The sequence below is a fragment of the Acidovorax sp. sif1233 genome (genome assembly GCF_019218755.1).
Classification (GTDB): domain Bacteria; phylum Pseudomonadota; class Gammaproteobacteria; order Burkholderiales; family Burkholderiaceae_C; genus Acidovorax.
The window spans coordinates 240,514-266,960 of sequence record NZ_JAHUWZ010000002.1; the positions used below are offsets into that span (position 1 = coordinate 240,514).

General features: G+C 68.1%; 23 protein-coding genes. 16 read left to right on the forward strand and 7 right to left on the reverse strand.

Annotation, left to right across the window (positions count from 1 at the left end):
- Nucleotides 1-48 precede the first annotated feature (48 nt).
- Entirely contained in the window at nt 49-1,680 is a 1,632-nt protein-coding gene (locus KW843_RS08525; protein WP_218294707.1) for an HD family phosphohydrolase, read from the forward strand.
- A 72-nt stretch (nt 1,681-1,752) separates the two neighbouring features.
- Here KW843_RS08525 and KW843_RS08530 read toward each other — a convergent pair whose 3' ends face one another.
- Nucleotides 1,753-2,484, reverse strand: coding sequence for a Crp/Fnr family transcriptional regulator (locus KW843_RS08530; RefSeq protein ID WP_218294708.1), 732 nt, complete (start codon nt 2,482-2,484; stop codon nt 1,753-1,755).
- Between the two features lie 257 nt (nt 2,485-2,741).
- On the opposite strand from KW843_RS08530, the gene KW843_RS08535 reads away from it, so the two are divergent.
- From KW843_RS08535 to KW843_RS08550, 4 genes are read left to right on the forward strand one after another with little or no spacing between them, the layout of a single operon-like run.
- A complete protein-coding gene (locus KW843_RS08535) occupies nt 2,742-3,308 on the forward strand; it encodes an ester cyclase (RefSeq protein WP_218294709.1) in 567 nt (188 codons plus the stop codon).
- Nucleotides 3,305-4,090 (forward strand): SDR family NAD(P)-dependent oxidoreductase, encoded by a 786-nt coding sequence (locus KW843_RS08540; RefSeq protein WP_218294710.1) that lies wholly within the window; start codon nt 3,305-3,307, stop codon nt 4,088-4,090. The genes KW843_RS08535 and KW843_RS08540 overlap by 4 nt, the downstream gene beginning before the upstream one ends.
- A 26-nt stretch (nt 4,091-4,116) precedes the next feature.
- On the forward strand, nt 4,117-5,190 hold the full coding sequence (locus tag KW843_RS08545) for a hypothetical protein (RefSeq protein ID WP_218294711.1): 1,074 nt from the start codon (nt 4,117-4,119) through the stop codon (nt 5,188-5,190).
- 54 nt (nt 5,191-5,244) lie between these two features.
- Nucleotides 5,245-6,567 (forward strand): MFS transporter, encoded by a 1,323-nt coding sequence (locus tag KW843_RS08550; protein WP_218294712.1) that lies wholly within the window; start codon nt 5,245-5,247, stop codon nt 6,565-6,567.
- A gap of 69 nt (nt 6,568-6,636) precedes the next feature.
- Here KW843_RS08550 and KW843_RS08555 read toward each other — a convergent pair whose 3' ends face one another.
- Nucleotides 6,637-7,512: a LysR family transcriptional regulator gene (locus KW843_RS08555; RefSeq protein ID WP_218294713.1), complete on the reverse strand. Its 876-nt coding sequence runs from the start codon at nt 7,510-7,512 to the stop codon at nt 6,637-6,639.
- Between the two features lie 97 nt (nt 7,513-7,609).
- Here KW843_RS08555 and bla point away from each other — a divergent pair, with 97 nt between their 5' ends.
- Nucleotides 7,610-8,524 (forward strand): class A beta-lactamase, encoded by a 915-nt coding sequence (gene bla, locus KW843_RS08560; RefSeq protein ID WP_370628465.1) that lies wholly within the window; start codon nt 7,610-7,612, stop codon nt 8,522-8,524.
- Here the strand turns inward: bla and argA are convergent.
- The 4 genes from argA to KW843_RS08580 form a co-directional block, all read right to left on the reverse strand.
- Nucleotides 8,511-9,857: an amino-acid N-acetyltransferase gene (gene argA, locus KW843_RS08565; protein WP_218294715.1), complete on the reverse strand. Its 1,347-nt coding sequence runs from the start codon at nt 9,855-9,857 to the stop codon at nt 8,511-8,513. The two genes, bla and argA, sit on opposite strands and share 14 nt — an antisense overlap.
- Nucleotides 9,858-9,942: 85 nt before the next feature.
- Entirely contained in the window at nt 9,943-11,973 is a 2,031-nt protein-coding gene (locus tag KW843_RS08570) for an AAA family ATPase (protein WP_255594644.1), read from the reverse strand.
- 22 nt (nt 11,974-11,995) lie between these two features.
- On the reverse strand, nt 11,996-12,247 hold the full coding sequence (locus tag KW843_RS08575; protein ID WP_218294716.1) for a hypothetical protein: 252 nt from the start codon (nt 12,245-12,247) through the stop codon (nt 11,996-11,998).
- Nucleotides 12,248-12,606: 359 nt separating this feature from the next.
- Complete coding sequence (locus tag KW843_RS08580) at nt 12,607-14,475, reverse strand: serine hydrolase (protein WP_218294717.1); 1,869 nt, start codon at nt 14,473-14,475, stop codon at nt 12,607-12,609.
- A gap of 198 nt (nt 14,476-14,673) precedes the next feature.
- On the opposite strand from KW843_RS08580, the gene hrpA reads away from it, so the two are divergent.
- A complete protein-coding gene (hrpA, locus tag KW843_RS08585; RefSeq protein ID WP_218294718.1) occupies nt 14,674-18,756 on the forward strand; it encodes an ATP-dependent RNA helicase HrpA in 4,083 nt (1,360 codons plus the stop codon).
- Between the two features lie 66 nt (nt 18,757-18,822).
- On the opposite strand, the gene KW843_RS08590 is transcribed toward hrpA, so the two are convergent.
- Entirely contained in the window at nt 18,823-19,179 is a 357-nt protein-coding gene (locus KW843_RS08590) for a hypothetical protein (protein WP_218294719.1), read from the reverse strand.
- Between the two features lie 225 nt (nt 19,180-19,404).
- Here KW843_RS08590 and KW843_RS08595 point away from each other — a divergent pair, with 225 nt between their 5' ends.
- The 9 genes from KW843_RS08595 to KW843_RS08635 all read left to right on the forward strand — a co-directional run bounded on the left by KW843_RS08595 (nt 19,405) and on the right by KW843_RS08635 (nt 26,213).
- Nucleotides 19,405-21,090: a long-chain fatty acid--CoA ligase gene (locus KW843_RS08595; protein ID WP_218294720.1), complete on the forward strand. Its 1,686-nt coding sequence runs from the start codon at nt 19,405-19,407 to the stop codon at nt 21,088-21,090.
- Between the two features lie 624 nt (nt 21,091-21,714).
- Nucleotides 21,715-21,975, forward strand: a complete 261-nt coding sequence (locus KW843_RS08600; protein ID WP_218294721.1) for a hypothetical protein — start codon at nt 21,715-21,717, stop codon at nt 21,973-21,975.
- Nucleotides 21,976-22,128: 153 nt separating this feature from the next.
- Nucleotides 22,129-22,440 carry a hypothetical protein gene (locus KW843_RS08605; protein WP_218294722.1) on the forward strand — a complete coding sequence of 104 codons (312 nt, stop codon included), beginning with the start codon at nt 22,129-22,131 and terminating at the stop codon, nt 22,438-22,440.
- Between the two features lie 157 nt (nt 22,441-22,597).
- Entirely contained in the window at nt 22,598-22,798 is a 201-nt protein-coding gene (locus tag KW843_RS08610) for a hypothetical protein (RefSeq protein ID WP_218294723.1), read from the forward strand.
- 42 nt (nt 22,799-22,840) lie between these two features.
- On the forward strand, nt 22,841-23,116 hold the full coding sequence (locus tag KW843_RS08615) for a hypothetical protein (RefSeq protein ID WP_218294724.1): 276 nt from the start codon (nt 22,841-22,843) through the stop codon (nt 23,114-23,116).
- Between the two features lie 196 nt (nt 23,117-23,312).
- Entirely contained in the window at nt 23,313-23,780 is a 468-nt protein-coding gene (locus KW843_RS08620) for a Spy/CpxP family protein refolding chaperone (protein WP_218294725.1), read from the forward strand.
- Nucleotides 23,781-23,796: 16 nt separating this feature from the next.
- Complete coding sequence (locus KW843_RS08625) at nt 23,797-24,114, forward strand: hypothetical protein (RefSeq protein ID WP_218294726.1); 318 nt, start codon at nt 23,797-23,799, stop codon at nt 24,112-24,114.
- Nucleotides 24,115-24,123: 9 nt separating this feature from the next.
- Nucleotides 24,124-24,810 carry a response regulator transcription factor gene (locus tag KW843_RS08630; protein ID WP_218294727.1) on the forward strand — a complete coding sequence of 229 codons (687 nt, stop codon included), beginning with the start codon at nt 24,124-24,126 and terminating at the stop codon, nt 24,808-24,810.
- Nucleotides 24,807-26,213 carry a HAMP domain-containing sensor histidine kinase gene (locus tag KW843_RS08635; RefSeq protein WP_218294728.1) on the forward strand — a complete coding sequence of 469 codons (1,407 nt, stop codon included), beginning with the start codon at nt 24,807-24,809 and terminating at the stop codon, nt 26,211-26,213. The genes KW843_RS08630 and KW843_RS08635 overlap by 4 nt, the downstream gene beginning before the upstream one ends.
- The last annotated feature ends 234 nt before the right edge of the window (nt 26,214-26,447 follow it).

The following is a 26,447-nucleotide window of genomic DNA, read 5'->3' on the forward strand; positions in this document are numbered from 1 at the left end:
CTTTTCGTTACGATGAGCGGTCGCCAACGCTGCACCCAAGGTGGTTTTATGGGCAAGGAATCCACAGTCAACCTGTTTCGCCGGCTGGAGCAGCTCAACGGCATCGGCGCCGCGCTCTCGCGCGAGCGGGACATCGACCGGCTGCTGGAGAACATCCTGGAGGCGGCCAAGGCCATCACCGGCGCCGATGGCGGCACGCTCTACAGCGTGACCGAGGACCAGTCGGCGCTCAAGTTCGAGATCCTGCGCACGGATTCGCTGGGCATCCGCCTGGGCGGCACCACGGGCAAGCCCATCGATTTTCCGCACCTGCCGCTGCGCAACGCCGATGGCTCGCCCAATGATTCGCTCGTGGCGGCGCACGCCGCCATCCACGACCGCACCGTGAACATCGCCGATGCCTACAGTGCCCAGGGCTTCGACTTCTCGGGCACGCGCGCCTTCGATGCGCGCACGGGCTATCACTCGCAGTCGTTCCTCACCGTGCCGATGAAGAACCACGACCATGAGCTCATCGGCGTGCTGCAGCTCATCAACCCCCGCGACCAGGAGACGGGCGCGGTCACGACCTTTTCCGAGGCCGACCAGGGCCTGGCCGAGTCGCTGGCCTCGCAGGCCGCGATCGCGCTCACGAACCGGCTGCTCATCTCGCAGCTCGAACGCCTGTTCGAGTCGTTCGTGAACCTCATCAACCTGGCCATCGACGAAAAATCGCCCTACACCGGCGGCCACTGCCAGCGCGTGCCGGCCCTCACGCTGATGCTGGCCGATGCGGTCAACGCCACACGGCAGGGGCCGCTGGCGAGCTTTCGCATGAGCGAGCGCGACCGCTACGAGCTCAAGATGGCCGGCCTGCTGCACGACTGCGGCAAGATCACCACGCCCGTGCACGTGGTGGACAAGGCCACCAAGCTGCAGACGATCTACGACCGCATCGGCCTGGTAGACACGCGCTTCGAGGTGCTCAAGCGCGATGCGGAACTGGCCGCGCTGCGCCGCCAGCTGGCGCTGCGCCCCGTGGTAGATGCGCGGGCCGAGGGCCAGGAGCTGCAGGCCCTGCAGCACGAGATCCAGGCGCTGGAAGAAGACCGCGACTTCCTGCGCCGCTGCAACACCGGCACCGAGGCCATGCGGCCCGAGGACCAGCAGCGCGTGCGCGACATCGCCGCCATGCGCCACTGGCGCAACCCGCAGGGCGTGCAGACGAGCTTCTTGACGGCCGAGGAGGTGGAGAACCTCACCATCCGCGCGGGCACGCTGACCCAGGCCGAGCGCGACACCATCAACTACCACATCGTCGCCACCATCAAGATGCTGGAGACGCTGCCCTGGCCGCGCCACCTCAAGAACGTGCCCGAGTACGCGGGCGGCCACCACGAGCGCATGGACGGCAAGGGCTACCCGCGCGGCCTCACGCGCGAGCAGATGTCGCTGCAGGCCCGCATGATGGGCATCGCCGACATCTTCGAGGCCCTGACGGCGGCGGACCGGCCGTACAAGAGCGGGATGACTTTGTCAGAGGCGCTGGCCATCATGTGCCGGATGCGGGACAACGGGCACATCGACCCAGACCTGTTCGAGGTGTTCGTGCGCGAGGGGGTGTATCTGCGGTATGGGCAGGAGTTTCTAGATGCGGGGCAGGTGGACGGGGTGGATATTGCAGCGCTGGGGTTTGTTTAGCTGCGCTGGTAGCTATTTTTTAATAGCTACCAGCGCATGCTGAATGGGCGCTGGCGGCCCATATGGATCAAATCACCCCCCATCCCGCACACACCCCTCCAGCCTCCCCCGATCCATCACCTCCACCACCCGGTACCCCACCCGCAGGATTCCCTCGTCTTCCCACAGCTTCAACTGCCGGTTCACGCTCTGCCGTGACACCCCCAGCATGAAGGCCAGGTCTTCCTGCGACACCGCCAGCGTGGTCACCCCGGCTGAAGCCTCGGGCCGCGCGTCCAGCGTCAGCAGCCGGTGCGCCAGCCGCACGGGCAGCGGCTGCAGGATGGCGTCGTCGATCCACGCCAGCGCCTGGCGCAGCCGCATGCACACCAGCCTGGTCAACGCCATGTGCACCTGAGGCTGCGTGTTCACCAGGTGGTGGAAGTCGTCGGCATAGACCACCGCGATCTCGGTGGTATCGGCCGCGCAGGTGTCGTACACGCGCTCACGGCCCACGAAAAGGGAGACCTCGCCGAACCAGTGGCCGGGCTCCAGCACGGCGATCACGGCCTCGCGCCCGCCCGGGGCCACCACGCTCACGCGCAGCGAGCCGCTGACCACGCCGAACAGCGCATCGGGCGCCGAGCCCTTGAGGAACAGCGAATCGCCGCGCTGCAGCTGCTTGTGGTGCGCCACCCGCAGCAGTTGCTGCTGCACATCGTCCGGCAGGCGCAGGCGGTCGGCGGCGTCGGGCGCGGTCAGCGCATGGGGTGTGTCGGGGGACACGGTGGGGGAGCGGGGCGGGGGCGTGCGCAGGGGGGGCATGGGGCGATGGCGGGCGGTAGGGCGCGTGCGTACGGGTGGAGCGCGAGCAGGAAGGAGGCGGGCGGGGCGGGTGGCACGGTGTACCGCATGCGGCGCCCGGGTGGAAGGCCTGTGCGGGTTTGTCCGGGGCCGCAATTGCCAACAACGGACAGTCTGCACAACGCCGGCTGCGGATAGTCGGTGGCTGAGCAGCGCAGGGCGCAAGAAAACAAGCGCAGCGCCCTGACCCGAACCCTCTATCTGAAAGACGATCCGCGATGACCTCCACCCCCTCCACCTCCAGCATCCCCGCCACCCCACGCACCGCCCTGCAGGCCCTGCGCGAGAAAACCGTGCTGGACCATTTTGCCGACGAGACCCGCCAGGACTTCGACGCGGTGCTGGACACCTTTCCGCACCCGCACTACGAACTGATTCCCACCGGTGAGGTGCACGACGGCAACGATGCGGTGCGTGCCTACTACCTGGCTTCGCGCAAGGCCTTCCCGGACCAGCGGCACGAGATCATCCAGCTGCGCCACACCGACGACGCGGTGATCGTGGAGTTCTGGCTGCTGGGCACCCACCAGGGGCCGCTGGGCAACCTGCCGCCCACGGGCAACAGCTTCCGCTGCCGCATGATCGCGCTCTTCATCTTCGAGGGCGAGCGCCTGGTCTGCGAGCGCGTGTACTTCGACTCGATGACCATGCTGCGCCAGTTGCTGGCCGGCGTGCCGCCTGCGCAGCTGCCGGCCATTGTGGGTTCGCTGCTGGCGGCCGGGCCCACCAGCGCGCCCGCGGCCGCCCCGCGCCAGGCCGAACCCGCCGCCGCGGCGGCCGCATGAGCGCCGGGCTGGCGGGGCACCATGCCGTCATCACGGGGGGTGCCCAGGGCATCGGCCTGGCCATTGCCCGGCGCTTCCTGGCCGATGGCGCCCGTGTGTCCCTGTGGGACCGCGACGCCCGTGCGCTCCAGGCCGCCAGTGCCGCGCTGGATGCCGCCGGCCGCATCCACACGGCCCGGGTGGATGTGGCCCAGGAGGCCGATGTCGAGTCGGCCGCGCAGGCCAGCGAGGCGGCGCTCGGGCCCATCACCGTGCTGGTGAACAACGCCGGGGTGCTGGGGCCGCTGGCCCCGTTGTGGGAACACACCCCGGCGCAGTGGCGCCAGGTGATGGAGGTGAATCTCACGGGCGCCTTTCTGTGCTGCCGGGCCGTGGTGCCGCGCATGCTGCGGGGCCTGGCAGGTGAGCAGCCGCCCGGCCTGGGGCGGCGCATCGTCAACATCGCCTCGGTGGCGGGCAAGGAGGGCAACGGCCTGAACGCGGCGTACTCCGCGTCCAAGGCCGGGCTCATCGCACTCACCAAGTCGCTGGGCAAGGAGCTGGCGGGGCCGGGCATCCTGGTCAATGCCATCACGCCCTCGGCGGCCGACACGGCGGTGTTCGACGCCGTACCGGCCGAGCACCAGGCCGCGCTGCGCCAGAGCCTGCTCGCGCGCGTGCCCATGGGCCGCTTCGTGTTGCCCGATGAAGTGGCCGCGATGGCGGCCTGGCTGGCCTCGGCCGACTGCTCGTTCAGCACCGGCGCGGTGTTCGACATCTCGGGCGGGCGTTCGCTCTACTGATCTGCCCATTTCTCCAGGAGAACTCCATGAAAAGAGACAACGCCCCTTCCGCCCTGGCGGCGGTCACGGACTTCGACGGCGCCCGCAGCGCGGCGTCGCCACAGGACCGCCTGCGTGCGCTGCGCCGCAGCGGCGCGCAGTTCCGCGAGTGGTTCCTCGACGAGCCGGCCGTGCGCTACGCCCGCAGCTTCGACCTGCTGCGCATTCCCTATCCGGCCTGGTATGCGTTCAGCGGCGTGTATTCGCAGCAGCTGCTCAAGCCGCACATGGTGCATCTGCTGGCGCGCACGGTGCTCATCCAGTTCGAGGACTTCGGGGGGCAGCTGCGCCACCTGCTGTTCACGCCGGCAGACCACGAGACGGGGCGCGACACGCCGTACTTCCGCCGCCTGAGCGAGCAGACACCGGCCTTCCTGCACGGCACCATCGCGCCCATCCACGGCACCGTGCTGGATGCCCTGGCCAGCGTGGGCGTGGCGCCCGAGCGGATCGACTACATCACCTACGACCACCTGCACACGCAGAACCTGCGGCGCTGGCTGGGCACGGACGGCGGGCCCGGCCTGCTGCCCAACGCGCGCCTGCTGGTGCATCGGCAGGAGCTGGCGAGCGTGGCGGGCCTCTTGCCCACCCAGGCCGACTGGTACTGCCCCGATGGCCTGCGCGGCGTGGCCGGCGACCGCATCGTGCCATTCGACGGCAGCGTGCAGCTGGGCCGGGGCGTGGCGCTGGTGCACACGCCGGGGCATACCGAGGGCAACCATTCGCTGGTGTACCGCGTGCCGGACGGCCTGCGCGTGAGCAGCGAAAACGGCGTCTCGGCCGACAGCTGGGCGCCCGAGGTCTCGCGCCACAACGCCATCCGCCGCTTCGCCAAGGCGACCGGGGCCGAGGTGGTCCTGAACGGCAACACGCAGGAAAACAGCAACGACCAGTACCTCTCGATGGTGCTGGAGAAGACCATCGCGGGCACCTCGGCGTCGCACGGCTTCAGCAACGTGGTGCCGTCGAGCGAATGTTCGCCGCACTGGCTGTTCCCGGGCGCGCCCACGGGCCACCTCTGGGGCACGACCGAGTCGGGACAGCTGCAGCGCGTGTGACGCCTGCGCACCGCCGGTGCACCACGCGACAAGAACAAACCCAGGAGACAACCCATGAACACGGCCACCTATGGCGCGGCTGCGGCGGCATCCGCTGCCACCGAGGACACCAGCACCCACGCGCTCTACCGCAAGATCAGCTGGCGGCTCATACCGCTGCTGTTCGTCTGCTACATCTTCAACTACCTGGACCGCACCAACATCGGCTACGCGCAGCTGCAGATGAAGGCCGACCTGGGCTTCGGCGATGCGGTCTTCGGCCTCGGGGCCGGGGTGTTCTTCATCGGCTACGCACTGTTCGAGATCCCCAGCAATGTGATGCTGGCGCGCGTGGGCATGCGGGCCACGCTGCTGCGCATCATGGCGCTGTGGGGTCTGGCATCGGCGGCCACCTTGTTCGTCACCACGCCCACGCAGTTCTATGTGCTGCGGTTCCTGGTGGGGGTTTTCGAGGCAGGCTTTGCGCCCGGCGTGCTGTTCTACCTCACGCTGTGGTTCCCGGCGCAGCAGCGTGCGCGGGCCACGGCGCTGTTCTTCATGGCCTACGGGGCGGCACCCATCGCGGCGGGCCCGCTGGCGGGACTGACCATGACGTACCTGGATGGCGCCCTGTCCCTGCGCGGCTGGCAGTGGCTCTTCGTGGTGGAGGGCTTGCCGTGCGTGTTGCTGGGCGTGCTGGCCTATCGCTGGCTCGACAACCGCCCCGAGGAGGCTGCCTGGCTCACACCGCAAGAAAAAGCCCAGGTGCGGCGCGATCTGGCGCAGGAGCAAGCCATCGGTGGCGGCGCGCCGCAGTCCTTTGGCAGCGCATTGCGCAACCCGCGGGTGTGGCTGCTGGGGTTCATCTCGTTCCTGGTGATCCTGGGCATCTACGCCATGTCGTTCTGGCAGCCCACCCTGCTGCAGTCCATGGGGCTGTCGGTGCTGCAGATCGGGTTCTACTCGGTGGTCCCGGCGGCGCTGGGCATCGCTGCCACGCTGGTGGTGGCGCGGCATTCGGATCGCACCCAGGAGCGGCGCTGGCACTTTGCCGTGGGCGCGGTGCTCGGGGCCGTGGGGCTGTCGCTGACGACCCTGTTCATGCACAGCCCCTGGGCGGCCGTGGCCTGCCTGTCGCTGTCGGCCATGGGGGTGTCCAGCGCCTTCGCGGTGCTGTGGGCGGTGCCCGCCAGCCTGCTGGCCAAGGACGCCGCGGCGATGGGCATTGCGCTCATCACCACGCTGGGCGGCACGGCGGGCGTGGTGGCGCCGGTGATGGTGGGTGCCATCAAGTCGGCCACGGGGAGCTTCAGCCTGAGCCTGTACATCCTGAGCGGCGCGCTGGTGCTGGCGGCGGCGCTGATGGTGGCCGTGGGGCCCCGCAGGCGTGTTGCCTGACGGGATACATCTGCTATTGTTGTGATAGCTGCTAGCGCTTTATGAACAAGCGCTGGAAGCCAATTCCCTTCATATTTCTTCCGCCGCCATGCGGGCCTGGGCCCGGAGCCAGTCGCTGAACGCCAGCAGGGCGTCCGTGGCCGGGCGCGACTGCAGCCGCGTGAGCCAGTAGGCGCCCCGGTGCAGTTCTTGGACAAAGGGCCGCACCAGGCGGCCCTGCTGCAGTTCGCGCGTGAACATGCGCACCGGCAGCAGCGCCATGCCCGCGCCCTGTGCCGCTGCTTCCGCCAGGGTGAGGGACGAGTCGAACACCGCGCCGCGCACCACGGGGCAGGGGGCGCCCGCGGCCTCGAACCACGCCGCCCATTCATCGGTGCGGTAACTGCGCAGCAGCGACTGCCGTGCCAGGTCGGCCGCCGTGCGCAGGCCGTGGGCCAGCGCGGGCGAACACATCACGGACATGGGCGCGTCCATGATGCGTTCGGCATGCGTGCCATGCCAGGCGCCGTCGCCAAAGCGGATCGCGCAGTCCAGCCCTTCGCCCGCCATGTCCACCCGGTTGTTGTGCGTGAGCAGGCGCAGGTCTACAAAGGGGCAGGCCTGCTGGAAGTCGCGCAGCCGGGGCAGCAGCCAGCCCACGGCAAAGGTGCCCACGGCGCCCACGGTCAGCACCTCGCGCGGGCGGGTGTCGCCCAGCTTTTCCAGCGCACGTTCCAGGCTGGCGAACGATTCCACCACCACCGGCAGCAGCGCCTGCCCTTCGTCCGTCAGCGCCAGGCCGCGCGGCAGGCGGCGGAACAGCGGCTTGCCCAGGCGGTCTTCGAGCTTGCGGATGTGCTGGCTCACGGCGGTCTGGGTGACGTGCAGTTCCTCGGCCGCCCGCGTGAGGTTCAGGTGGCGCGCCGAGGCTTCGAACGCGCGCAGGGCATTGAGCGGAAGATGCATAAGTTTTTCTGGGGGCTGGCGGCAATTATTGTCGATGGTGCTGGGGGCTGTATCACCGTATCGTTCGGTCCTTGCTTCAACTCACCCTCCATCTCTTATGCAAAGACGACAGTTTTCCTTGGGTTTGATGGCTGCCACCGCCCTGCCTATCTGGGGCTGCGCCGCCGCCGGCACCGCGGCGGACCGCGGCACCACGGCCCGCCAGTGGAATGACACGCTGGCCGGCATCGAACGCGCCGCCCAGGGCCGCCTGGGCGTGGCCATGCTGGACACCGGCTCGGGCCTGGCGCTGGGCTGGCGCCAGGACGAGCGTTTTGCCATGGCCAGCACCTTCAAGGCGGTGCTGGCGGGCTGGATGCTGGCGCTGGTGGACCAGGGCAAGGAGCGGCTGGACCATCGCCTGCACTACGGCCGCGAGGCCGTCATCGCGCATTCGCCCGCGAGCGGCCCGCGCGCGGGCGACGGCGGGGGCCTCACGGTGGGCGAACTCTGCGCCGCCACCGTGAGCCTGAGCGACAACACCGCCGCCAACGTGCTGCTGGCGCGCCATGGCGGGCCGGCCGGGTTCACCGCCTTCGTGCGCTCGCTGGGCGACACCACCACGCGCCTGGACCGCACCGAGCCCACGCTGAACGAAGCCAAGGTGGGTGACCCGCGCGACACCACCACGCCGCTGGCCATGCTGCAGACCCTGCAGAAACTGGTGCTGGGCGATGTGCTCACACCGGCGTCGCGCGCCTGGCTGCAGCGCTGGCTGGTGGAGACGAGCACCGGCGACCAGCGCCTGCGCGCCGGCGTGCCGGGCTGGAAGGTGGGCGACAAGACGGGCACGGCCGGCGACAGCGGCACGGCCAACGACATCGGCGTGTTGTGGCCCCCGGGCGGCGGCGCGCCGGTACTGGTGACCTGCTACCTCACGCGGTCCGCCGCCGCGCCGCAGCAGCGCGACGCGGCCATTGCGCAGGTGGCGCGCGCCGTGGCGGCGGCGCGCGAAACACTCAGAGCCTCTTGACCAGCACCTGGCTGCGGCGGTCCCAGTTGTACTTGCGCTTGCGCGCGTCGGGCAGCCAGTCCGGGTCCACGGGCTGGAAGCCGCGCTTGATGAACCAGTGCATGGTGCGGGTGGTCAGCACGAAGATGCTGTCCAGCCCCTGCAGGCGCGCGCGCTGCTCGATGCGCTTGAGCAGCTTCTCGCCGTCGCCCGTGCCCTGGCTTTGCGGGGACACGGTCACCGCGGCCATCTCGGCCGTCTTGGCCTCGGGGTAGGGGTAGAGCGCCGCGCAGCCGAAGATCACGCCGTCGTGCTCGATGATGGTGTAGCTGGCGATGTCGCGCTCGATCTCGGTGCGGTCGCGCTTGACGAGGGTACCGTCCTTCTCGAACGGCTCGATCAGCTGCAGGATGCCGCCCACGTCGTCGATGGTGGCTTCGCGCAGCTCTTCGAGCTTCTCGTCGATCACCATGGTGCCGATGCCGTCGTGCACGTACACCTCCAGCAGCAGCGAGCCATCCACCGCGAATGGCAGGATGTGGCTGCGCTCCACCCCGGCCTTGCAGGCCTTCACGCAGTGCTGCAGATAGAAGCCCGTGTCGGTGGGCGTCTGCGCGGTGGGCAGCGTGGCCAGCAGGGCCTGCGCGGCGGCCAGGGGCAGCTCGGTGTCGATGGGGTTGTCCTCGCTCTCGGGTTCGCCGGGCAGCATGCGGATGCCCGGCACCTCGGTCAGGAAGATCAGCTTGTCGGCGCGCAGCTCGATGGCCACGCTGGTGGCCACTTCTTCCATGCTCAGGTTGAAGGCCTCGCCCGTGGGCGAGAAGCCGAACGGCGAGAGCAGCACCAGCGCGCCCATGTCCAGCGTGCGCTGGATGCCGGCCACGTCCACCTTGCGCACCAGGCCCGAGTGCTGGAAGTCCACGCCGTCCACGATGCCCACGGGCCGCGCCGTGAGGAAGTTGCCCGAGATCACCCGCACCGTGGCGCCCGCCATGGGCGTGTTGGGCAGGCCCTGGCTGAACGCGGCCTCGATCTCGTAGCGCAGCTGGCCCGCGGCTTCCTGCGCGCAGTCGAGCGCCACCGAATCCGTGATGCGGATGCCGTGCGAGTATTTCGCCGCATGGCCCTTGGCCGCGAGCTGCTCGTTCACCTGCGGGCGAAACCCGTGCACCAGCACGATGCGCACGCCCATGGCCTGGATCAGCGCCAGATCCTGCGCGATGTTGTGCAGCTTGCCCGCCGCGATGCCTTCGCCCGTGAGCCCGATCACGAAGGTCTGGTTGCGGAACTTGTGGATGTAGGGCGCCACCGAGCGGAACCAGGGGACGAAGGTGAAGTTGAAAACGGCGGACATGGGCGGTGGAGGGCGGTGGGGTGGCCTTGGAGCGAGGGGAAAACCGGCAACGGCGGGCGGCCGCGTGCGGCCGCCAAGTCGCGCATCATAAGCATGCAGGGCTTTCGCTGTCCGGGGCAGGTGCGGGTTGGCTCCCGGTTTGTTGCCGAAACGCGGCCAGCCGGGCCGCGAAGGGCTCCAGGATCAGGGCTTCGTCGGGCCCTGTGTGGGCTGCCACCGCAATGGCGACGCCACTTCGGGCCATCAGCGTCTGCATCTCGGGCTGGGCGATCATGCCGTGGTCCAGCAGGGCCTCCACCAGGCGGGTGAGGGCCTCCCGGTGCTGGCGCAGCAGGGCGCTGGCGCGCTGGTACTGGGACTGCAGCAGTTGCTCGATGGCCGCATTGCTGGGTTCCACGTCGGTGTTGAGGTGGTTGTCCAGCTCCACCGTCACGTCGGTGCGGGACAGGCGCGTGCCAAAGCCGTGGTGGCGGATGAACCGCGCCGCTTCGGCCGTGACCTGCTTGTAGTCCTGCTCGGCGCCGGTCGTGCAGGCCATTTCGCCAAACACCAGCTCCTCGGCCACCCGGCCCGCCAGGCCCACGCACATCATGTCGAGCGCGTTCTGCCGCGTGGTGACCTTCAGGCCCGCGAAGCTGTTGTAGCCGCCCTCGAACGAGGCGATGTTGATCTTCACCTCCTGCGGGGCCTGGCCGAACAGCAGGCAGTACACCAGTCCGTGGCCGGCTTCGTGCACCGCCAGCAGGGCGCGGAAGTCGGCATTGGCGCGCTGCTTGAGGCGGTTGAGCTCCAGCGCCACCGCAAACTGCGCCTGCCGCGCCTCGCCCTGGCCGCCGAGGCCGCGCACCACCAGGTGGCGCTTGTCGGCCGCCAGCGTGATGGCGACGTCCTGTGCCAGGGGCAGCTGCTGCTCCAGCGCCCACAGCGCGGCGTTGACCAGGTTGGCGCTCAGGATCGCGTGCACCGACGAGAACAGCGGCCGCGTGCCCTGCGCCGGAAACACCGCGTTGGCATACAGCTCGTCCAGCACGTCCTGCCCGATGGCAAAGCGCACGCCGCACTGTGCGGCGATGTCGTCGCAGTACCGCGCGCACAGGTTGCGGATGAGCTGCTCGTAGGTGGCCTTGTTGAACGAGGGGTAGATCACGTGCTCGTTGCCCAGCCGGGCGATCTGCTCGGGCTTGAAGCGTTCGCTCAGGGCCTTCTTCACGTCGATGAGCGAGAGCTTGCGCGTGAGGCGGTGGAAGATGTCGGCGTCGGTGTCGCAGTCTTCCACGCGCTGCGCGGTCTCGTGGTACATCTCGTCGAGGTTGCCGCAGACGAACACCAGCAGCTTGCTGTAGTCGGTCTCCCAGGACGACAGCGACTGCTGGAACCGCGTGAACAGCGCCTGCACCTGCGCGGGCGGCCACTGCATGATCTCGGCCAGGGGCTCCGAGAGCTTGAGCATGCGCTTGAGCTCCTGGGCATCCCAGGCGTCGAGCTGGAAGCGGTAGGGCTTCTTGCCGGCGCGCTCGTCCTCGTTGTCGTCGGCGCGTTCGGCTTCGTAATGCGCGTCGGCCAGCTTGCGTTCGATGTTGGTGAGGGCGCTCAGCGCGGGCGGCAGGCGCCCGTCGGACAGCAGCGTCCACACGTCCTGGTAGCGCTCCACCTTCACGTCGGCGCCTTTGGTGTCCACCGTGCGAAAGCGCTGGAACTCGTCCAGCACCAGCATGCCCGGCGCGCCCTCGTGGATGCCGGAGTCCGCGAGCATGCCCGAGATGGACGAGCTGCGGTAGCTCGCGCCGTGGCTGAAGCCGTCCATCTGCACCTCCACGAAGCGGTCGTAGAAGCCCAGCAGCTGCGCCAGGCGCCGCGTGAGCTGCGTCTTGCCCGTGCCGGTCAGGCCCCACAGGCACACGATCACGGGCCGGGTGATGAGCTGGGGCAGCACGTACCAGGCGCGGATGGCGTCGACCACGCGGTCGATCACGTCGTCGATGCCAAACAGCTCGGCCTTGAGCTGCGCTGCGGCCAGCGCCAGCGCCTGCTGGCGCTGGGCCAGCAGCTCCCGCTGCGCGATGGGCGAAGCGGGCCGCTTGTGCGGCGTGTCTTCGGAAAGGGTGGAAAGGTCCATGGTTTTCAATCGTTGTGTCGCATCAGTCGCTTTCGGTGAAGCGGGATGTCTGGATCGCCTTGCGCAGGGCGACGTTGTCCGCGCGGCGCTGGGCCCCGCGGGCTCGGATGTGCTTGCCTGCCGCGCTCGACAGGCTGCGCCGGGCCAGTGCGGTGGCCACGGGATTTCGGGGCGGGCCCGAGGACTCGAGAACTACGACCAGGGGCTGCTTCATGCGGCGCAGCTTCTTGATCTCACCCTGGGCATAGGCCCGGGACAATTTTTTGGCACTCATGTGCACTCCACAAACAAAAAACCCCGGCAATGGAGCCAGGGCTTGCGGAGCGCGTGGGGGCGCCGGGGGCCAAGGCTGGACAGTGCGTGCGCACACAGTCCAGCCGGGGCGGTGGACGGTGGTCAGGCGGGAGCGGACAAGGGAACAAACATAGCGGTGACCTCCAGTGTTTTCAGGGGCTGCCGTGGCGGCGGGCACATGCCTGAAAGAAAGAAGCGCGAATTGTGGCGAGGCCCCGGGGGCTTGGCAAGCGCAGGGGGCCGCGAACGGCTGCATTTGTCGTGTGAAAGGAACAGTACCGGGCGGCCCGTGCCCTGCGACTGTGTGCTGCGGTGGTTGCGGGGCGGGCGGGCCGGCGCTCAGCCCTGCCGGCGGTAGGCCCAGCCGGCGGCGTGCATCCATTCCTCCTTGTCGCGGGTTTCCACGACCAGCTCCACCAGATCGCGGCCGTCGTTGAGCGGCACCTGCACCGCCATGCCGGCGCGGTCCGGCGACAGGGGCAGCAGGAACTGGCTGTCGTCCCAGAAGAGGTAGCCGGGAAGCTCGGGCAGCTCGCGCAGGGCGGCCGCCCCCACACCCAGGGCCAGCGGAATGGATTCGGACGCTTCGTTCGCGAGCAGCCAGGTGCTGTCCAGCCGCGATATCCACTGCGCAGGGAGCGCGGCGGCGGCGCGCGGCATCTGCTGGCCCACGGGCATGGTGACCCAGTAGTGTCCCGCCGTGGCGGGCTCGCGCGAAAGCAGGTAGCGGCGGCCGTCGGCCATCTCCCAGCGGTAGTGGGTGCGGGGCTGGGCATCCGACCACCACCACCCGTCGCTGCGCGGGCGAAGCCCCGTGCACAGCGGTGCCCAGTCCTTCGCCGGCGCGGACCAGATCCACAAGTCGATCTGCTGGCTGTCGGGCGAGAGGACTTTCAGGGGTTTCGAGGAACGGCCATAGATGCCGAGCACCGCATCGACCGCGCTGGACGACGAGGTGGCCAGCGCGGGGGCGGCGGTGGACACCTTGGGCGGCAGCGCAGGGAGCTGGCCGGTTTCCTGCAGCGCGCGCAGCAGAATGCCTTCGGCGATGGGCCCGGGCTTGAAGCTGGAGGCGCTGCCCGTGAGCAGCAGGGCCAGGCCCGCCTGCGGCAGCACGTGGAAGTCGCTGGCGTAGAACATCGTGCTGCCGCTCTTTTGCCATGCGAGGACGCCCGCGGCGCCCAGGCCCTGATGCCGCGTGCTGTCCCACCCCAGGCCGGCGTGCCAGTCGGGCGTGAGGTGAAGGTGCGTGCCCTGGCCCTGGTCGCGGCCCATTTCCAGCACGGCGGCTTTCGAGACGATGCGCCGGCCGTCGTATTCACCGCCCTGCAGGAGCATCGCGGCGAGCTTCATCATGTCGCCCGGCGTGGTGCACAGCCCGCCGGTGGCGTAGCCCATCACGAACTCCTGGCCCTGGCGCACCTTGTGGATGTACCCATGGGCGAAGCTGCCTTCGGGCAGGGGCAGCAGCGTGTAGCCCGAGCGGGCCATCGCCAGCGGGTTGAAGAGGACCGATTGCACGAATGCCGGGTAGCTTTGCCCTGTGACCGCGAGCACGATGCGCTCGACCAGCGTGAAGCCGTCGTTGCAGTAGGTCGCCAGCGCCCCGGGCGCATGTTTGAGGTGGACGCTGGCCAGCGCCGCCTCCAGCCCCGCCGCATAGCCTGACAGCGGCGCAAAGGAAAACATGTTGTGCGCGTGGGTGCCCGGCAGCCCGGAGGCATGGCTCAGCAGGTGGCGGACGGTGATGTCGCGGTAGTCTTCCGACAGCATCGTGAACCGGGGCAGATAGCGCACCACGGGGGCGTCGAGCTGCACGAGTTGGCGGTCCACCAGCACCATGACGGCCAGCGCCGCGAGCACCTTGCTGACGGAGCCGACATTGAAGCGCGTGTCGGGCGTTGCCGGGGTGGCGGACGTGTCGTCCAGCACCCCGAACGCCTCTTGCCAGACGAGGCGGTCGCCGTGCAGCAGCGCGACGGAGGCGGCCCGCGCATCGCTGCGCAGCATGGCCTGGCGTATTTCGTTGCGGCCCCAGGCCATGGTGGCCGACATCGCGGGGCCGGGGTTGCCGGTGCCCCCGCAGGCCGGCAGCAGGGGGGCCAGGGCTGCGGTGCCGGCCCATGCGAGCCAGTCGCGGCGCGAGGGTGGCGGTGGGGTGGCGCTGTCGCGGTCGGAAAAATTCGGGGCAGATGTCTGCGGGAGCATGCGGTCATTCCGGAGGGCACCCGCCACGCAGACATCTTCGGGGCGGAACCGGGGTATTACATACTGAAATCCCCGGCACCAAAAAGTGGCGTTTGACAAAAGACCGCGCAAGGGAGGAAGCGCGGGGTGCTCCGTTTGGCCGCGCGCATGGCCTGTGTTGCACGGGGCCAACGCCCGCCTCGGATAATGCGTGGCTTCATGACCGAATCCGCGCCTCCCACTCCCCCCCGATCCGCCCCGCGAACCGCGCCGCTGCGCATCACCTTTCCCGAATCGTTGCCCGTATCTGGCAAGCGCGACGAGATCATGGAGGCCATCGAGAAGCACCAGGTCGTCATCGTCTGCGGCGAAACCGGCTCGGGCAAGACCACGCAGCTACCCAAGATCGCGCTGGCCCTGGGCCGGGGCAAGTGCAATGCGCCCGCAGGCCAGAAGGGCCAGCTGATCGGCCACACCCAGCCGCGCCGCATCGCGGCCAGCAGCGTGGCCAAGCGCATCGCCGAAGAGCTGCAAACGCCGCTGGGCGACGTGGTGGGCTTCAAGGTGCGCTTCCAGGACCGGCTCTCGCGCGACGCCTCGGTCAAGCTCATGACCGACGGCATCCTGCTGGCCGAAACGCAGACCGACCCGCTGCTCAAGGCCTACGACACCATCATCATCGACGAGGCGCACGAGCGCAGCCTGAACATCGACTTCCTGCTGGGCTACATCCGCCAGATCCTGCCGCGCCGGCCCGACCTCAAGGTGGTGGTGACCTCGGCGACCATTGATGCCGACCGGTTTGCCAAGCACTTCGAGTCGGCCAAGGGGCCGGCGCCGATCATTTATGTCTCCGGCCGCACCTTTCCGGTGGAGCAGCGCTGGCGCCCGTTCGAGGACACGCGCGACTACGGCCTGAACGAAGCGATTGCCGATGGAGTGGACGAGCTCTGGCAAGGCAACGCTGGTGGCGACATCCTCATCTTCTTGCCCGGCGAGCGCGAGATCCGCGAGGCCGCGGACCACCTGCGCAAGCACCTGGCCCACCAGCCGGTGATGCGCAATGCCGAGGTGTTGCCGCTGTTCGCGCGCCTGTCGCAGGCCGAGCAGGACCGCATCTTCGACGGCCACACCGGCCGCCGGCTGGTGCTGGCCACCAACGTGGCCGAGACCTCGCTCACGGTGCCGGGCATCCGCTACGTGATCGATGCGGGCACGGCCCGCGTCAAGCGCTACAGCTTTCGCAGCAAGGTAGAGCAGCTGCTGGTCGAGCCCATCAGCCAGGCGGCGGCCAACCAGCGCGCCGGGCGCTGCGGCCGCGTGGCCAACGGCATCTGCATCCGCCTGTACGACGAGGCGGACTTCAACGCCCGCCCGCGTTTTACCGACCCGGAAATCCTGCGGTCATCGCTCGCCGGCGTCATCCTGCGCATGAAGTCGCTGCACCTGGGCGACGTGGTGCAGTTCCCGTTCATCGAGGCCCCTTCCGGCCGCGCGATTGCCGACGGCTACCAGTTGCTGGCCGAACTGGGTGCGGTGGACGAGGCCAACGAACTCACGCCCATGGGCGTGGAGCTGTCGCGCCTGCCGCTGGACCCGCGCGTGGGCCGCATGATTCTGGAGGCGCGCGACCGCAAGGCGCTCGATGAAGTGCTGGTGATTGCCAGCGCCCTGAGCGTGCAGGACGTGCGCGACCGGCCCATGGAGGCGCAGCAGCAGGCCGACCAGGCGCATGCCAAGTTCGACGACGAGAAGAGCGAATTCAGCGGCTACCTCAAGCTGTGGAAGTGGATCAACGAGGCCCGGGGCGGCGCGCCCACGCTGCCCTCAGCCCGTGCGCAAAAGGCGATGGCGAACCAGCGTGCACCGTCGCAGGCCCACCTGCCCGTGGCCCAGCGGCTGGTGGCCGCGGCAGCACCCGCGCCCGCCGTGGCCAGTGCCACCGCGCCGGCGCCCACCCACAAGCTGAGCAACCGCCAGTACGAGCAGCTGCTGCGCCAGAACTTCATCAGCATCCGCCGCCTGCGCGAGTGGCGCGACATCCACACCCAGCTGCTCACCGTGGTCGCCGAGCACAAGTGGCCCATCAACACCCAGCCTGCCAGCTACGAGCAGCTGCACCTGTCGATGCTGGCCGGGCTGCTGGGCAACATCGGCGCGCGCAGCGAAGAGGAAGACTGGTACCTGGGCGCGCGCGGCATCAAGTTCTACAAACACCCGGGCGCCCACCTGGCCAAGAAGCCCGGCCGCTGGATCGTGGCGGCCGAGCTGGTGGAGACCACGCGCCTGTTCGGCCGCGGCATCGCTGCCATCGAGCCCCAGTGGATCGAACAAGTGGGTGGCCATCTGCTCAAAAAGCAGCTGCTCGACCCGCACTGGGAGAAGAAGTCGGCCGAGGTGACGGCACTGGAGCGTGCGACGCTCTACGGCATCGTGGTCTACAGCGGACGGCGCATCAACTTCGGCAAGATCGACCCGCACGCTGCGCGCGAGATTTTCATCCGCGAGGCGCTGGTGGGCGGCAACTGGGAGACCAAGCTGCCGTTCTTGGCCGCCAACCAGAAGCTCATCGCCAAGGTCGAAGAGATCGAGCACAAGTCCCGCCGCCAGGACGTGCTGGTGGATGATGAACTCATCTACGCCTTCTACGACCAGCAGTTGCCGCCGGATGTCTGCAATGGCCACGGCTTCGAGGCCTGGTACCGCGAGGAGTCCAAAAAGCAACCCGACCTGCTCAAGCTCACCCGCGAGGAGCTGATGCGCCACGAGGCGGCGGGCATCACCAGCAACGCGTTTCCCAAGACCGTGCGCCTGGGCGGCGTGGATTGCGCCGCCACCTACCTGCACGAGCCCGGTGACCCGCGCGACGGCATCACCGTGACCATCCCGCTGTTTGTGCTCAACCAGGTGAGCGACGAGCGCTGCGAGTGGCTGGTGCCCGGCATGCTCAAGGACAAGATCCAGGCGCTGCTCAAAAGCCTGCCGCAGCGCCCACGCAGCCGCTTCGTGCCACTGCCCGAGTCCGCTACCCGCCTGGCCGAGCTGCTGGGCACGCCCGAACGTTTTGGCACCGGCAGCCTGACCGATGTGCTGCTCAAGCAGGTGCGCGACGAGACCTCGCTCGATGTGAAGCGCGCCGACTTCAAGCTCGACATGCTCAGTCCGCACCTGTTCATGAACTTCCGCGTGGTGGACGAGCACGGGCGCCAGCTGGGCCACGGCCGCAACCTGGGTGCGCTGAAAGCGGAGTGGGGCGCCAAGGCGCGCGGGGCATTCCAGGCGCTGGCGGGACTCAAGCTCGGCGGCGCGGCGGCAGAGGGTGCGAAATCTGATTCAAATATGCCTCCAGCGCTTGATGGTAAAGCGCAAGCAGCTATTGAATCAGGAGTAAGAGGTGCTGCGCGGCCCGCCCAGCCTGCGAAACCCGCCAGCGCCACGCCGTCTGCCCCCGCAGGCCAGCGCTACGCCACCTGGACGTTCGGCGAGCTGCCCGAGCTGATGGAGATCAAGAAGGCGGGCCAGACGCTGATCGGCTTCCCAGCGCTCATCGATGGCGGTGACGCCGTGACCATCGAAGTGTTTGACGAGCCCGAGGTGGCAGCGGCCAAACACCGCGCGGGCCTGCGCCGTCTGTTCGCTCTGCAGATCAAGGACGCGCTCAAGTACCTGGAAAAGAACATTCCCGACCTGCAGAAGATGGCGGTGGCCTACATGCCGCTGGGTACGCAGGAAGAGCTGCGCACCCAGATCATCGACGTGGCGCTGGACCGGGCCTTTCTGCTCGACCCGCTGCCCACCGACGAGTTCGCCTTCAAGCGCCGCGTGGAGGAGGGCCGGGGCCGCCTCACGCTGATCGCCAACGAAGTGGCGCGCCTGGCCGCCACCATCCTCACCGAATACGCGGCGGCCGCCCGCAAGATCAAGGACACCAAGAACGCCCCCGAGGCCACGCAGGACGCGCAGCAGCAGCTGCAGCGCCTGGTGCCCAAGAACTTCATTGCGGCCGCCCCGTGGACACAGCTGGCGCACTATGCCCGCTACCTCAAGGCCATCACGCTGCGCCTGGAAAAATACCGTGCCGACCCCGCCCGCGACGCTGCAAAGCTGGCCGAACTGCGCCCGCAAGAGCAGCGCTACTGGCGCCTGGTGGCCGACCGTAAGGGCGCCGTGGATGCGCGCATGCAAGAGCTGCGCTGGCTGCTCGAAGAACTGCGCGTGAGCTTCTTTGCGCAGGAGCTGCGCACGCCCCAGCCGGTGAGCGTGAAGCGGCTGGACAAGCTGTGGGCGCAGGTCAATAGCTGACGGCCGGGGCCGGTGGAGCCGGTTCCGGCGGGCACCTGCCGCCATTTCAGGTGCGAGAGCAGGGCCTCATGCCCTGAACCAGATCTTGAGGGCCACGTACATCGTGTAGCCCAGGGCCAGCACCATCCACACCACAAAAAACAGGTTGGCCCAGTACTGGTCGGAATGCTCTGCCAAGGTGTAGATCTGGCCTGCGCAGCCTTTCCCGACGCACGGAATCTTGCCCAGCACCAGGGCGCGCAGGGCCTCGAACAACAGATAACACGCCACACCGCCGATGAGCAAAAAACCGACGGGCCCGACAGGCGGCTTGGTGAACTCATCGTTCTCGTCGCGCAGGCCCTTGTCGAGCAGTTTCTGTCCATACCTGTACCAGGCGTATCCGACCAGGAGCATCAGGGCGTAGTAAGTGGCGGTGAGCATGCGTCAACTCGTCGTTGCTGGAAGGGAAACAATGCGGCTTCGCAAGGATGGTATCCGAGACATCCTCATTCCCCGGCTGCCTCAGCTGCCCCGCTGCGTGTCCGCTGCCGGTGCGGTGCGGCGCGGCGCCTCGGCGTCACATGCGCGACCCGGCATCAGTGGCATCCCCAATGCCACGCGGGTGCAGGGCCTCTAGGCTGCGGGTTCAAAGGAACCGAATCACCCATGCGCCCTCACTACAAGTTCTGGCCCCAGCGTCTGCCCCGCTCCATCACCCTGCCGTCCACCTCGCTGTGGGACAACCTGGCCATCAGTGCCCGCCGGTATCCGGACAAGACGGCCCTGGTGTTCTTTGGTGCTTCGCTGAGCTACCGCGCCCTGCTCGAAGGCGCCGAGCGCCTGGCGGCGAAACTGGTGGCCCTGGGGGTGCAGCGTGGCGACCGCGTGGTGCTGTGCATGCAGAACTGCCCGCAACTGGTGATGGCGCACTTCGCCATCCTGCGTGCCAATGCGGTGGTGGTGCCGGTCAACCCGATGAACCGGGCGGAAGAACTCAAGCACTACATCACCGATCCCGACACCCGGGTGGCCTTCACCACGGGCGACCTGGCTGCGGAGATGGCCAAGGCAAGCAACGCGCTGCCAGCGGGCGAACGCCTGGCACACCTGGTGGTGACGCAATTCACGGATGCGTTCGATGCGCAGGTGACGGGCACAGATGCGCCGCCCGAGGCCTGGCGGGAGTGGCTGGGCACGCGCCACCCGCTGCCTGCGCTGGAGGGCGGCCAGGCCCATGCCTGGACGGACGCCCTGGCCTGCGCGGAGGCCCCCCCGGAGCTGGTGGTCGGGCCAGGCGACCTGGCGCTGCTGCCCTACACCAGCGGCACCACGGGCCTGCCCAAGGGCTGCATGCACCTGCACCGCAGCATCATGCACAACGCGGCGGCTGGCGCCCTGTGGGGCACGGGTTCGGTGGACAACGTGACGCTGGCCGTGGTGCCCATGTTCCACATCACCGGCATGGTGAGCGTGATGCACACCGCCATCTACTGCGCCGCCACCCTGGTCATCATGCCCCGCTGGGAGCGCGACCTGGCCGGACGCCTCATCTCGCGCTACCAGGTCACCAACTGGACCAACATCCCCACCATGGTCATCGACCTGCTGGGCAGCCCGAACTTCGCAAGCTACGACCTCTCCAGCCTGGTCTACATCGGCGGCGGCGGCGCGGCCATGCCGCAGGCCGTGGCGCAGCGTTTGCTCGAACAGTACGGACTGCGCTACTCGGAGGGCTACGGCCTCACCGAAACGGCCGCGCCCTCGCACTCGAACCCGCCCGACCACCCCAAGCAGCAGTGCCTGGGCATCCCGTTCATGAGCACCGATGCGCGGGTGGTCGATCCCGACACGCTGCAGGAAGTGCCCGTCGGCGAACAGGGCGAGATCATCGTCCATGGCCCCGAGGTGTTCGAGGGCTACTGGAAGCGCCCGGATGCCACCGCCTCGGCCTTCATCGAGTTCGAGGGCAAGCGCTTCTTCCGCTCGGGCGACCTGGGCCGCATGGACGAGGACGGCTACTTCTTCCTGACCGACCGCTTGAAGCGCATGATCAACGCGAGCGGCTTCAAGGTCTGGCCGGCGGAGGTCGAGGCGCTGATGTTCCGCCACCCCGCCATCCAGGAGGCCTGCATCATCTCCGCCAAGGACAGCTACCGGGGCGAGACCGTGAAGGCCGTGGTGGTGCTGCGCGCATCGCACAAGGACACCACCGAACAGCAGATCATCGACTGGTGCCGCGAGAACATGGCGGTGTACAAGGTGCCGCGCATCGTGCAGTTCGTGAATGCACTGCCCAAGAGCGGCAGCGGCAAGGTGATGTGGAGGCAGCTGCAGGAGCTGGAAGCGGGCTGAAAAAAATAGCCCGCACGGGGCGGGCTAAATCATTGCATCACTCGCACAGGGAGGGGCGAAACCGCCAGGGATTTGACGGTAGGTACATCCTAGGTCCGATTCTGGCCGCCCACCCGCCCGTGTGCGGCGCAACCGTGAAATAAGTCCGGTTTGGATGGGGCAGCGACCTTGCCAGGGTCAGAGCCTCGAAGGCTCGGGGGCAGCGGTGATGGAGCCACTGGCAGGCGCGGGTGGGGCTCAGATGCCCACGATCGCGGCGGCCAGCGCCACGGCGATCAGCTGGATCCCGAAGAAAATCACGACGATTGGCATGGCCATCCCCTTTGATGAAGCAAGGATGCTAGGTGTGCGTACTCCAGGCCGGGGTGCGACAACAGCGAAGGACCGCGTAGGCGGTTTCCTACGGTAAGACCGGTATGGATGGTGCGGGATTTGTTACAAAAATCCGAATGGCAACAATATCGGCAGGGGTTTACGCGGCTGCCAGCGGGGCGCCCAGCCGCGCTGGTGCTTCATTTGGGGCCCCTGGCTGCCGGGCCCGCAAGGTTGTAGCTTCGTGTATCAATCCTTGAACCCGGGGGGCTCGCGCCGCACAATATTCCTTCATTCACGCCGGAGGCCGCCATGCCAATGGAGTATCTAAGGGAGCTGGAGCGCGATGCGCTTCCCCTGATTGAATCGGACGTGGTCAACATCGACAAGCTGCGCGTGTTGCGTGCGGCCGGTATGGTGGAAGTGCAGCTCCCGCCCGTCGATTCGCCACAGCAGAAGGCGCAGGTGCTGTACATCACCGGCCTGGGTTGCGCGACGCTCAGAGCCTATCGATCCCGCGTGAGGGCGCCCCGCCCGGAGGCGCACACCGATCTGGAGGCTTCATACGACTGATGGGCCGTGCCACGTATCCGGCCTCATGCCCGTAAACCCCGCTCGGAGTCACTGTCCTACAAATTGATGCGCCGCACCAGAAGTGCCGCGGCCGCGCTGCGTAAATACGATGGGCCATCCGTATTTACTGGCACGGCCAGGTGAAAGGCGCATATGAGCAGTTGGTACAAATTGGCACTCGGCAATGATGATCAGGCCTTTGAGCCCACGCTGCGCATCCAGCAGATGTTCATGTCGAAGTTCCTGATGTGCCCCCCGGGGTCCGGCAGGGCGCTCTTTTCCTGCTATGACAAGGAAAAGGACAATCTCTGGCTCTATTTCTCTCCCGCCGCCCAAGACATAGCCTTGCGCGTCTATGCCGAGCCCTGCGATCCGCCGACGGCCCTGGACTGCATCGGCCTTCTGGCGGGCGAGGGCGATGCCCTGGGGATCGGGGAATCCCCGCTGCTCGCAAAGGCCGCCTGACGGCGCCCAGGGCTTTGCGATCCTGCCGGCGGGACGGCGCCCGCATTCACGTCAGTGTTGTCCTACACCTGTCTTCACGTGGTTCCGACATGCGTGTGTTCAGGCCCGTGCCTCAATCACCACGGGGCCAGTGCGGTGCCCGTGCGAGGAGTTCAGCATGTTTTCTTTCGATCCCCCATCCCATCATCTGGAAGCGTGGCCAGAAGCGCCTGCCTTGCAAATGGGGCAGCCGATGGAGCGGGTTTTCCAGCGCCAGCAAACCGACGATCTCGCGCCTTGGCGGGGAGACAGCCATGGCATGGAGCGGGAGTTGCAGTTTGCAGACCTGGAATACCGCGAACCCCAGGCGATGGGTTGACGACGGGAACGGGTGCGCCCCGAGTGCGTGCAGCGAGAAACCATGCGGGTGTTGACACTGCACATTCGGCCCGAGGGCGCCGCGCAATACCTGGCCCGAGTGTTTGACGGAAAGGTCCTGGTCGGCACTCCCACCCTGCATGCCGAAATTGACGAGGCCATCGAGGCCTATGGCCACGCCGACGGGTTCCCCGGCGTGACGGCCTTCAACATCTGGTATGGCGGGGGCAGCGTGGGCACGGTTCCACTCATCCAGATGCGCACCGACGCCGTGGAGCTGTCGAACCGGCTGGTGGTGCTGTCCGTCGTCCTGCGCTGAGATTCCGCCTGTCTCGATCTGGCTGCTGCACCCCACCTGCGGGCGCGGCTTGAAGCGCTCCAAAGGACCTGGGCCTTTGCCAGCGCCTTCTCCCGCGAAACAAAATGAAATAAACCGAAACTGCGTCGAGACCACTCCCGAAGCACCTGCCGGCACCATCAGGGCCATGTTCAACACCGTCCCGAAAGGACTGATCATGAAACCCTGGATCAAGAGAACGCTGGTAGGAATCTTTGGCGCATCCATCATGGTGGGTGGTCTGACGGCCTGTTCCAGTGGAGCCCACCGCCACGGGCCCATGAGCCCGGAGAAAATGGCGGAGGTGCGCGCCAAGGTGGTCGACCGGGTCAGCGGCAAGCTGGACCTGAACGATGCGCAGAAGCAAAAGCTCAATGTGCTGGCGGACAGGATGGAGGCACAGCGCACGGCCTTCCTGGGCAAGACAGCCGATCCGCGCGCGGAAGTGCAGGCCATCGTCGCGGGCGACAAGTTCGACCGTGCACGCGCGCAGAGCCTGCTGGAGGAGAAGACCCGCGCGGTACAGGCGAACAGCCCTGAAGTGATCAATGCGCTGGCGGACTTCTACGACAGCCTGAATCCGGACCAGCAGCAGAAGGTGCGCGAGCTGATGCAGCGGCGCAGGGGCTGGATGGCGCGCGGCTGAGGCAGGAGCATTTTCCATGTCACCGATGCTGGATCCCATCCACCACTTGACGCAGGAAGTGCGCATGCACGGCCCTGTGCTGCTGGCAGGCATGCCCGAGCCCCATGACGAGTTGATGTCGCTGGTATGGGGGCCGCGCTTTGACAGGGAGCATGCGCTCGGGCTCGTGGCGCGCCAGCCCGCCGCCGCCGCGCCCGCCCTGCCTGCGCTGCTCGCGGCCGCGGACGCCTTCGATGCGCTGCACCTGCCTGCGCAGCACCGCCTGCGGGAGCTCATCCGGCGGCACCGCGCATTGCTTGCTCCGCCGGTGGCCGGCAGTGGCCTGCCAATGTAAGAATCGCGCATGCACCGCATCCTGCTCATTGACGACGACGCCCAACTGGGTCCGCCGCTTGCCATCTATTTCCAGCGTTTCGAGCTGGAACTGGTCCATGCGCTCAAGCCCAGCGAAGGCCTGGCCCGGCTCGGGGCGGGCGGCTTTGATGCCGCCATCCTTGATGTCATGCTGCCCGAGATGGACGGCTTTGAACTGTGCCGCACCATCCGCAAGCAGGGGGACCTGCCCATCGTGATGCTCACGGCCAGGGGTGAGGTGATGGACCGCGTGGTGGGCCTGGAGCTGGGTGCCGACGACTACCTGCCCAAGCCTTTCGAGCCGCGCGAGCTGGTGGCCCGGCTGCAGACCGTGCTGCGCCGCAGCCGCGCGCCGGGGCAGGGCGGCGATTCGGGGGCGCTGGAGTTTGAAGGCCTCAGCATTGATGCCGCGCGCCGCAGCGTGCTGCGACAAGGGGGCATCGTCGAGCTGACCGGCACCGAATTCGACCTGCTGCATCTGCTGGCACGCGAACCGGGCAAGGTGTTCAGCCGCGATGACATCCTGAACCAGTTGCGCGGGCACGAGGCCGAGCTGTACACCCGCGCCGTCGATATCGTGGTGAGCCGCCTGCGCAAGAAGCTGGAACCGCTCGACTGCATCAAGACCTTGCGCAACGCGGGCTACTCGCTGGCCCTGCGGCGGGCGGCGCCATGAGGTTCTGGCGGCGTTCGCGCCCTGGCGAGGGGGCCGAAGACGGGCACGATTGCCCCTGGCACCGCCGCGCGCGGCGCGCGGTCGGGTATTCGCTGCGCATCCGGCTGGTGCTGGTGTTCATGGCGCTCGCGGTGACGGTGGCCGTCACCTTCATGGGCGGAGTGCAAAAGGCGGTGTCCGTGGGCTGGCGCGAGGCGGCCAGGCCCCTGCTGATGGACTACGTGGACCGCCTCGCGGACGAGATCGGCAGCCCGCCCAGCATCGAGCGGGCGAAGGCCATCGCCAGCCGGTTGCCGGTCACGCTGCGCATTGACGGGCCGGTGGTCCACTGGGAATCCCACCCCGATCAGCCGCGCAGCGACTGGATGAGCGACAAGTTCCAGCGCGAGGAGCACTGGAACGGCCATGGCAGCGACGACCAGGGCCGCCGGCTCCTGCAGCGCACCACGGCGGACGGACACAGCATCGAGTTCGGGCTCAATGCGCTGTCCTGGGAAAAGCGCCCGCGCATTGCGTGGGGCACGCTCACGGTGCTGTTGCTGCTCACCGCGCTGGCCTATGTGTACGTGCGGCATCTGCTGCGCCCGCTCGACGACATCCGCCGGGGCGCGCAGCGGTTTGGCGAAGGCAATTTCGCCCAGGCGATCCCCGTGCGGCATGCCCACCGGCCCGACGAGCTGGGGCAACTGGCGGCCACCATCAATACCATGGGGGATGACATCCACCAGATGCTGGAGGCCAAGCGGGCCCTGCTGCTGGCCATGAGCCATGAATTGCGCAGCCCCCTGACCCGCGCCCGCCTGAACACCGAGCTGCTGCCCGAGACCGCCGACGTGCAGGCCCAGCGGCAGGCCCTGATGCGCGACCTGAGTGAAATGGCCGGACTCATCACCGACCTGCTCGAAAGCGAGCGCCTGGCTGGACGCCACGCCGCCCTGCACCGCGAGCCCGTGGACCTGGCTGCGCTGGCGCGGGAGGTGGTGGCCGAGCTCGGCGGCCGCCATGCCGGCGCGGCGGGGATCACCCTCCATGCACAGCAGGGCATGCCGCCGCTGTCGCTTGACCGCTCCCGCATGCGCCTGCTGCTGCGCAACCTGCTGGACAACAGCCTGCGCCACAGCAGCGATCCGGCCGCGCCGCCGCCCGAGTTGCATCTGCGCCTCGCGGCGCAGACGCTCGAACTGGAGGTGCGCGACCACGGACCGGGTGTTCCCCCAGAGCACCTGCCGCACCTGGCGCAGGCGTTCTACCGGCCCGACACGGCGCGGCAGCGCACCACCGGCGGCGTGGGCCTGGGCCTGTACCTGTGCCGGCTGGTGGCACAGGCGCACGGCGGCACGCTGCAGATGCGCAACGCCGGGCCCGGCCTTTCGGTCACGGTGCGCCTGCCGATCGTCGCCTGAGCTGGGTGCCCCCGCGGCCCCCCGGCCTGCCGAGGGCGCCGCACTGCACCGCGATGGTGCGTTGGCGTGGCGCGGTGTTTTTCTTCGTACGATTTCGCGAAGCGCAAAATGGATGCCAGACCGGCGTGGGCATATACCTGCCATGGATCGTTTGCTATCAATTTCTGATTTTCACCAGCGGTCGCCGGCGTGGGGTACTTACGTTGGCCTCATTCTTGCTCAGACTGGCTACCG

Bases quoted from the DNA above. Each gene is read 5' to 3' on its own strand.
- KW843_RS08525 (WP_218294707.1), top strand. From the start codon at position 49: ATGGGCAAGGAATCCACAGTCAACCTGTTTCGCCGGCTGGAGCAGCTC.
- KW843_RS08530 (WP_218294708.1), bottom strand. From the start codon at position 2,484: ATGCCCCCCCTGCGCACGCCCCCGCCCCGCTCCCCCACCGTGTCCCCC.
- KW843_RS08535 (WP_218294709.1), top strand. From the start codon at position 2,742: ATGACCTCCACCCCCTCCACCTCCAGCATCCCCGCCACCCCACGCACC.
- KW843_RS08540 (WP_218294710.1), top strand. From the start codon at position 3,305: ATGAGCGCCGGGCTGGCGGGGCACCATGCCGTCATCACGGGGGGTGCC.
- KW843_RS08545 (WP_218294711.1), top strand. From the start codon at position 4,117: ATGAAAAGAGACAACGCCCCTTCCGCCCTGGCGGCGGTCACGGACTTC.
- KW843_RS08550 (WP_218294712.1), top strand. From the start codon at position 5,245: ATGAACACGGCCACCTATGGCGCGGCTGCGGCGGCATCCGCTGCCACC.
- KW843_RS08555 (WP_218294713.1), bottom strand. From the start codon at position 7,512: ATGCATCTTCCGCTCAATGCCCTGCGCGCGTTCGAAGCCTCGGCGCGC.
- bla (WP_370628465.1), top strand. From the start codon at position 7,610: ATGCAAAGACGACAGTTTTCCTTGGGTTTGATGGCTGCCACCGCCCTG.
- argA (WP_218294715.1), bottom strand. From the start codon at position 9,857: ATGTCCGCCGTTTTCAACTTCACCTTCGTCCCCTGGTTCCGCTCGGTG.
- KW843_RS08570 (WP_255594644.1), bottom strand. From the start codon at position 11,973: ATGGACCTTTCCACCCTTTCCGAAGACACGCCGCACAAGCGGCCCGCT.
- KW843_RS08575 (WP_218294716.1), bottom strand. From the start codon at position 12,247: ATGAGTGCCAAAAAATTGTCCCGGGCCTATGCCCAGGGTGAGATCAAG.
- KW843_RS08580 (WP_218294717.1), bottom strand. From the start codon at position 14,475: ATGCTCCCGCAGACATCTGCCCCGAATTTTTCCGACCGCGACAGCGCC.
- hrpA (WP_218294718.1), top strand. From the start codon at position 14,674: ATGACCGAATCCGCGCCTCCCACTCCCCCCCGATCCGCCCCGCGAACC.
- KW843_RS08590 (WP_218294719.1), bottom strand. From the start codon at position 19,179: ATGCTCACCGCCACTTACTACGCCCTGATGCTCCTGGTCGGATACGCC.
- KW843_RS08595 (WP_218294720.1), top strand. From the start codon at position 19,405: ATGCGCCCTCACTACAAGTTCTGGCCCCAGCGTCTGCCCCGCTCCATC.
- KW843_RS08600 (WP_218294721.1), top strand. From the start codon at position 21,715: ATGCCAATGGAGTATCTAAGGGAGCTGGAGCGCGATGCGCTTCCCCTG.
- KW843_RS08605 (WP_218294722.1), top strand. From the start codon at position 22,129: ATGAGCAGTTGGTACAAATTGGCACTCGGCAATGATGATCAGGCCTTT.
- KW843_RS08610 (WP_218294723.1), top strand. From the start codon at position 22,598: ATGTTTTCTTTCGATCCCCCATCCCATCATCTGGAAGCGTGGCCAGAA.
- KW843_RS08615 (WP_218294724.1), top strand. From the start codon at position 22,841: ATGCGGGTGTTGACACTGCACATTCGGCCCGAGGGCGCCGCGCAATAC.
- KW843_RS08620 (WP_218294725.1), top strand. From the start codon at position 23,313: ATGAAACCCTGGATCAAGAGAACGCTGGTAGGAATCTTTGGCGCATCC.
- KW843_RS08625 (WP_218294726.1), top strand. From the start codon at position 23,797: ATGTCACCGATGCTGGATCCCATCCACCACTTGACGCAGGAAGTGCGC.
- KW843_RS08630 (WP_218294727.1), top strand. From the start codon at position 24,124: ATGCACCGCATCCTGCTCATTGACGACGACGCCCAACTGGGTCCGCCG.
- KW843_RS08635 (WP_218294728.1), top strand. From the start codon at position 24,807: ATGAGGTTCTGGCGGCGTTCGCGCCCTGGCGAGGGGGCCGAAGACGGG.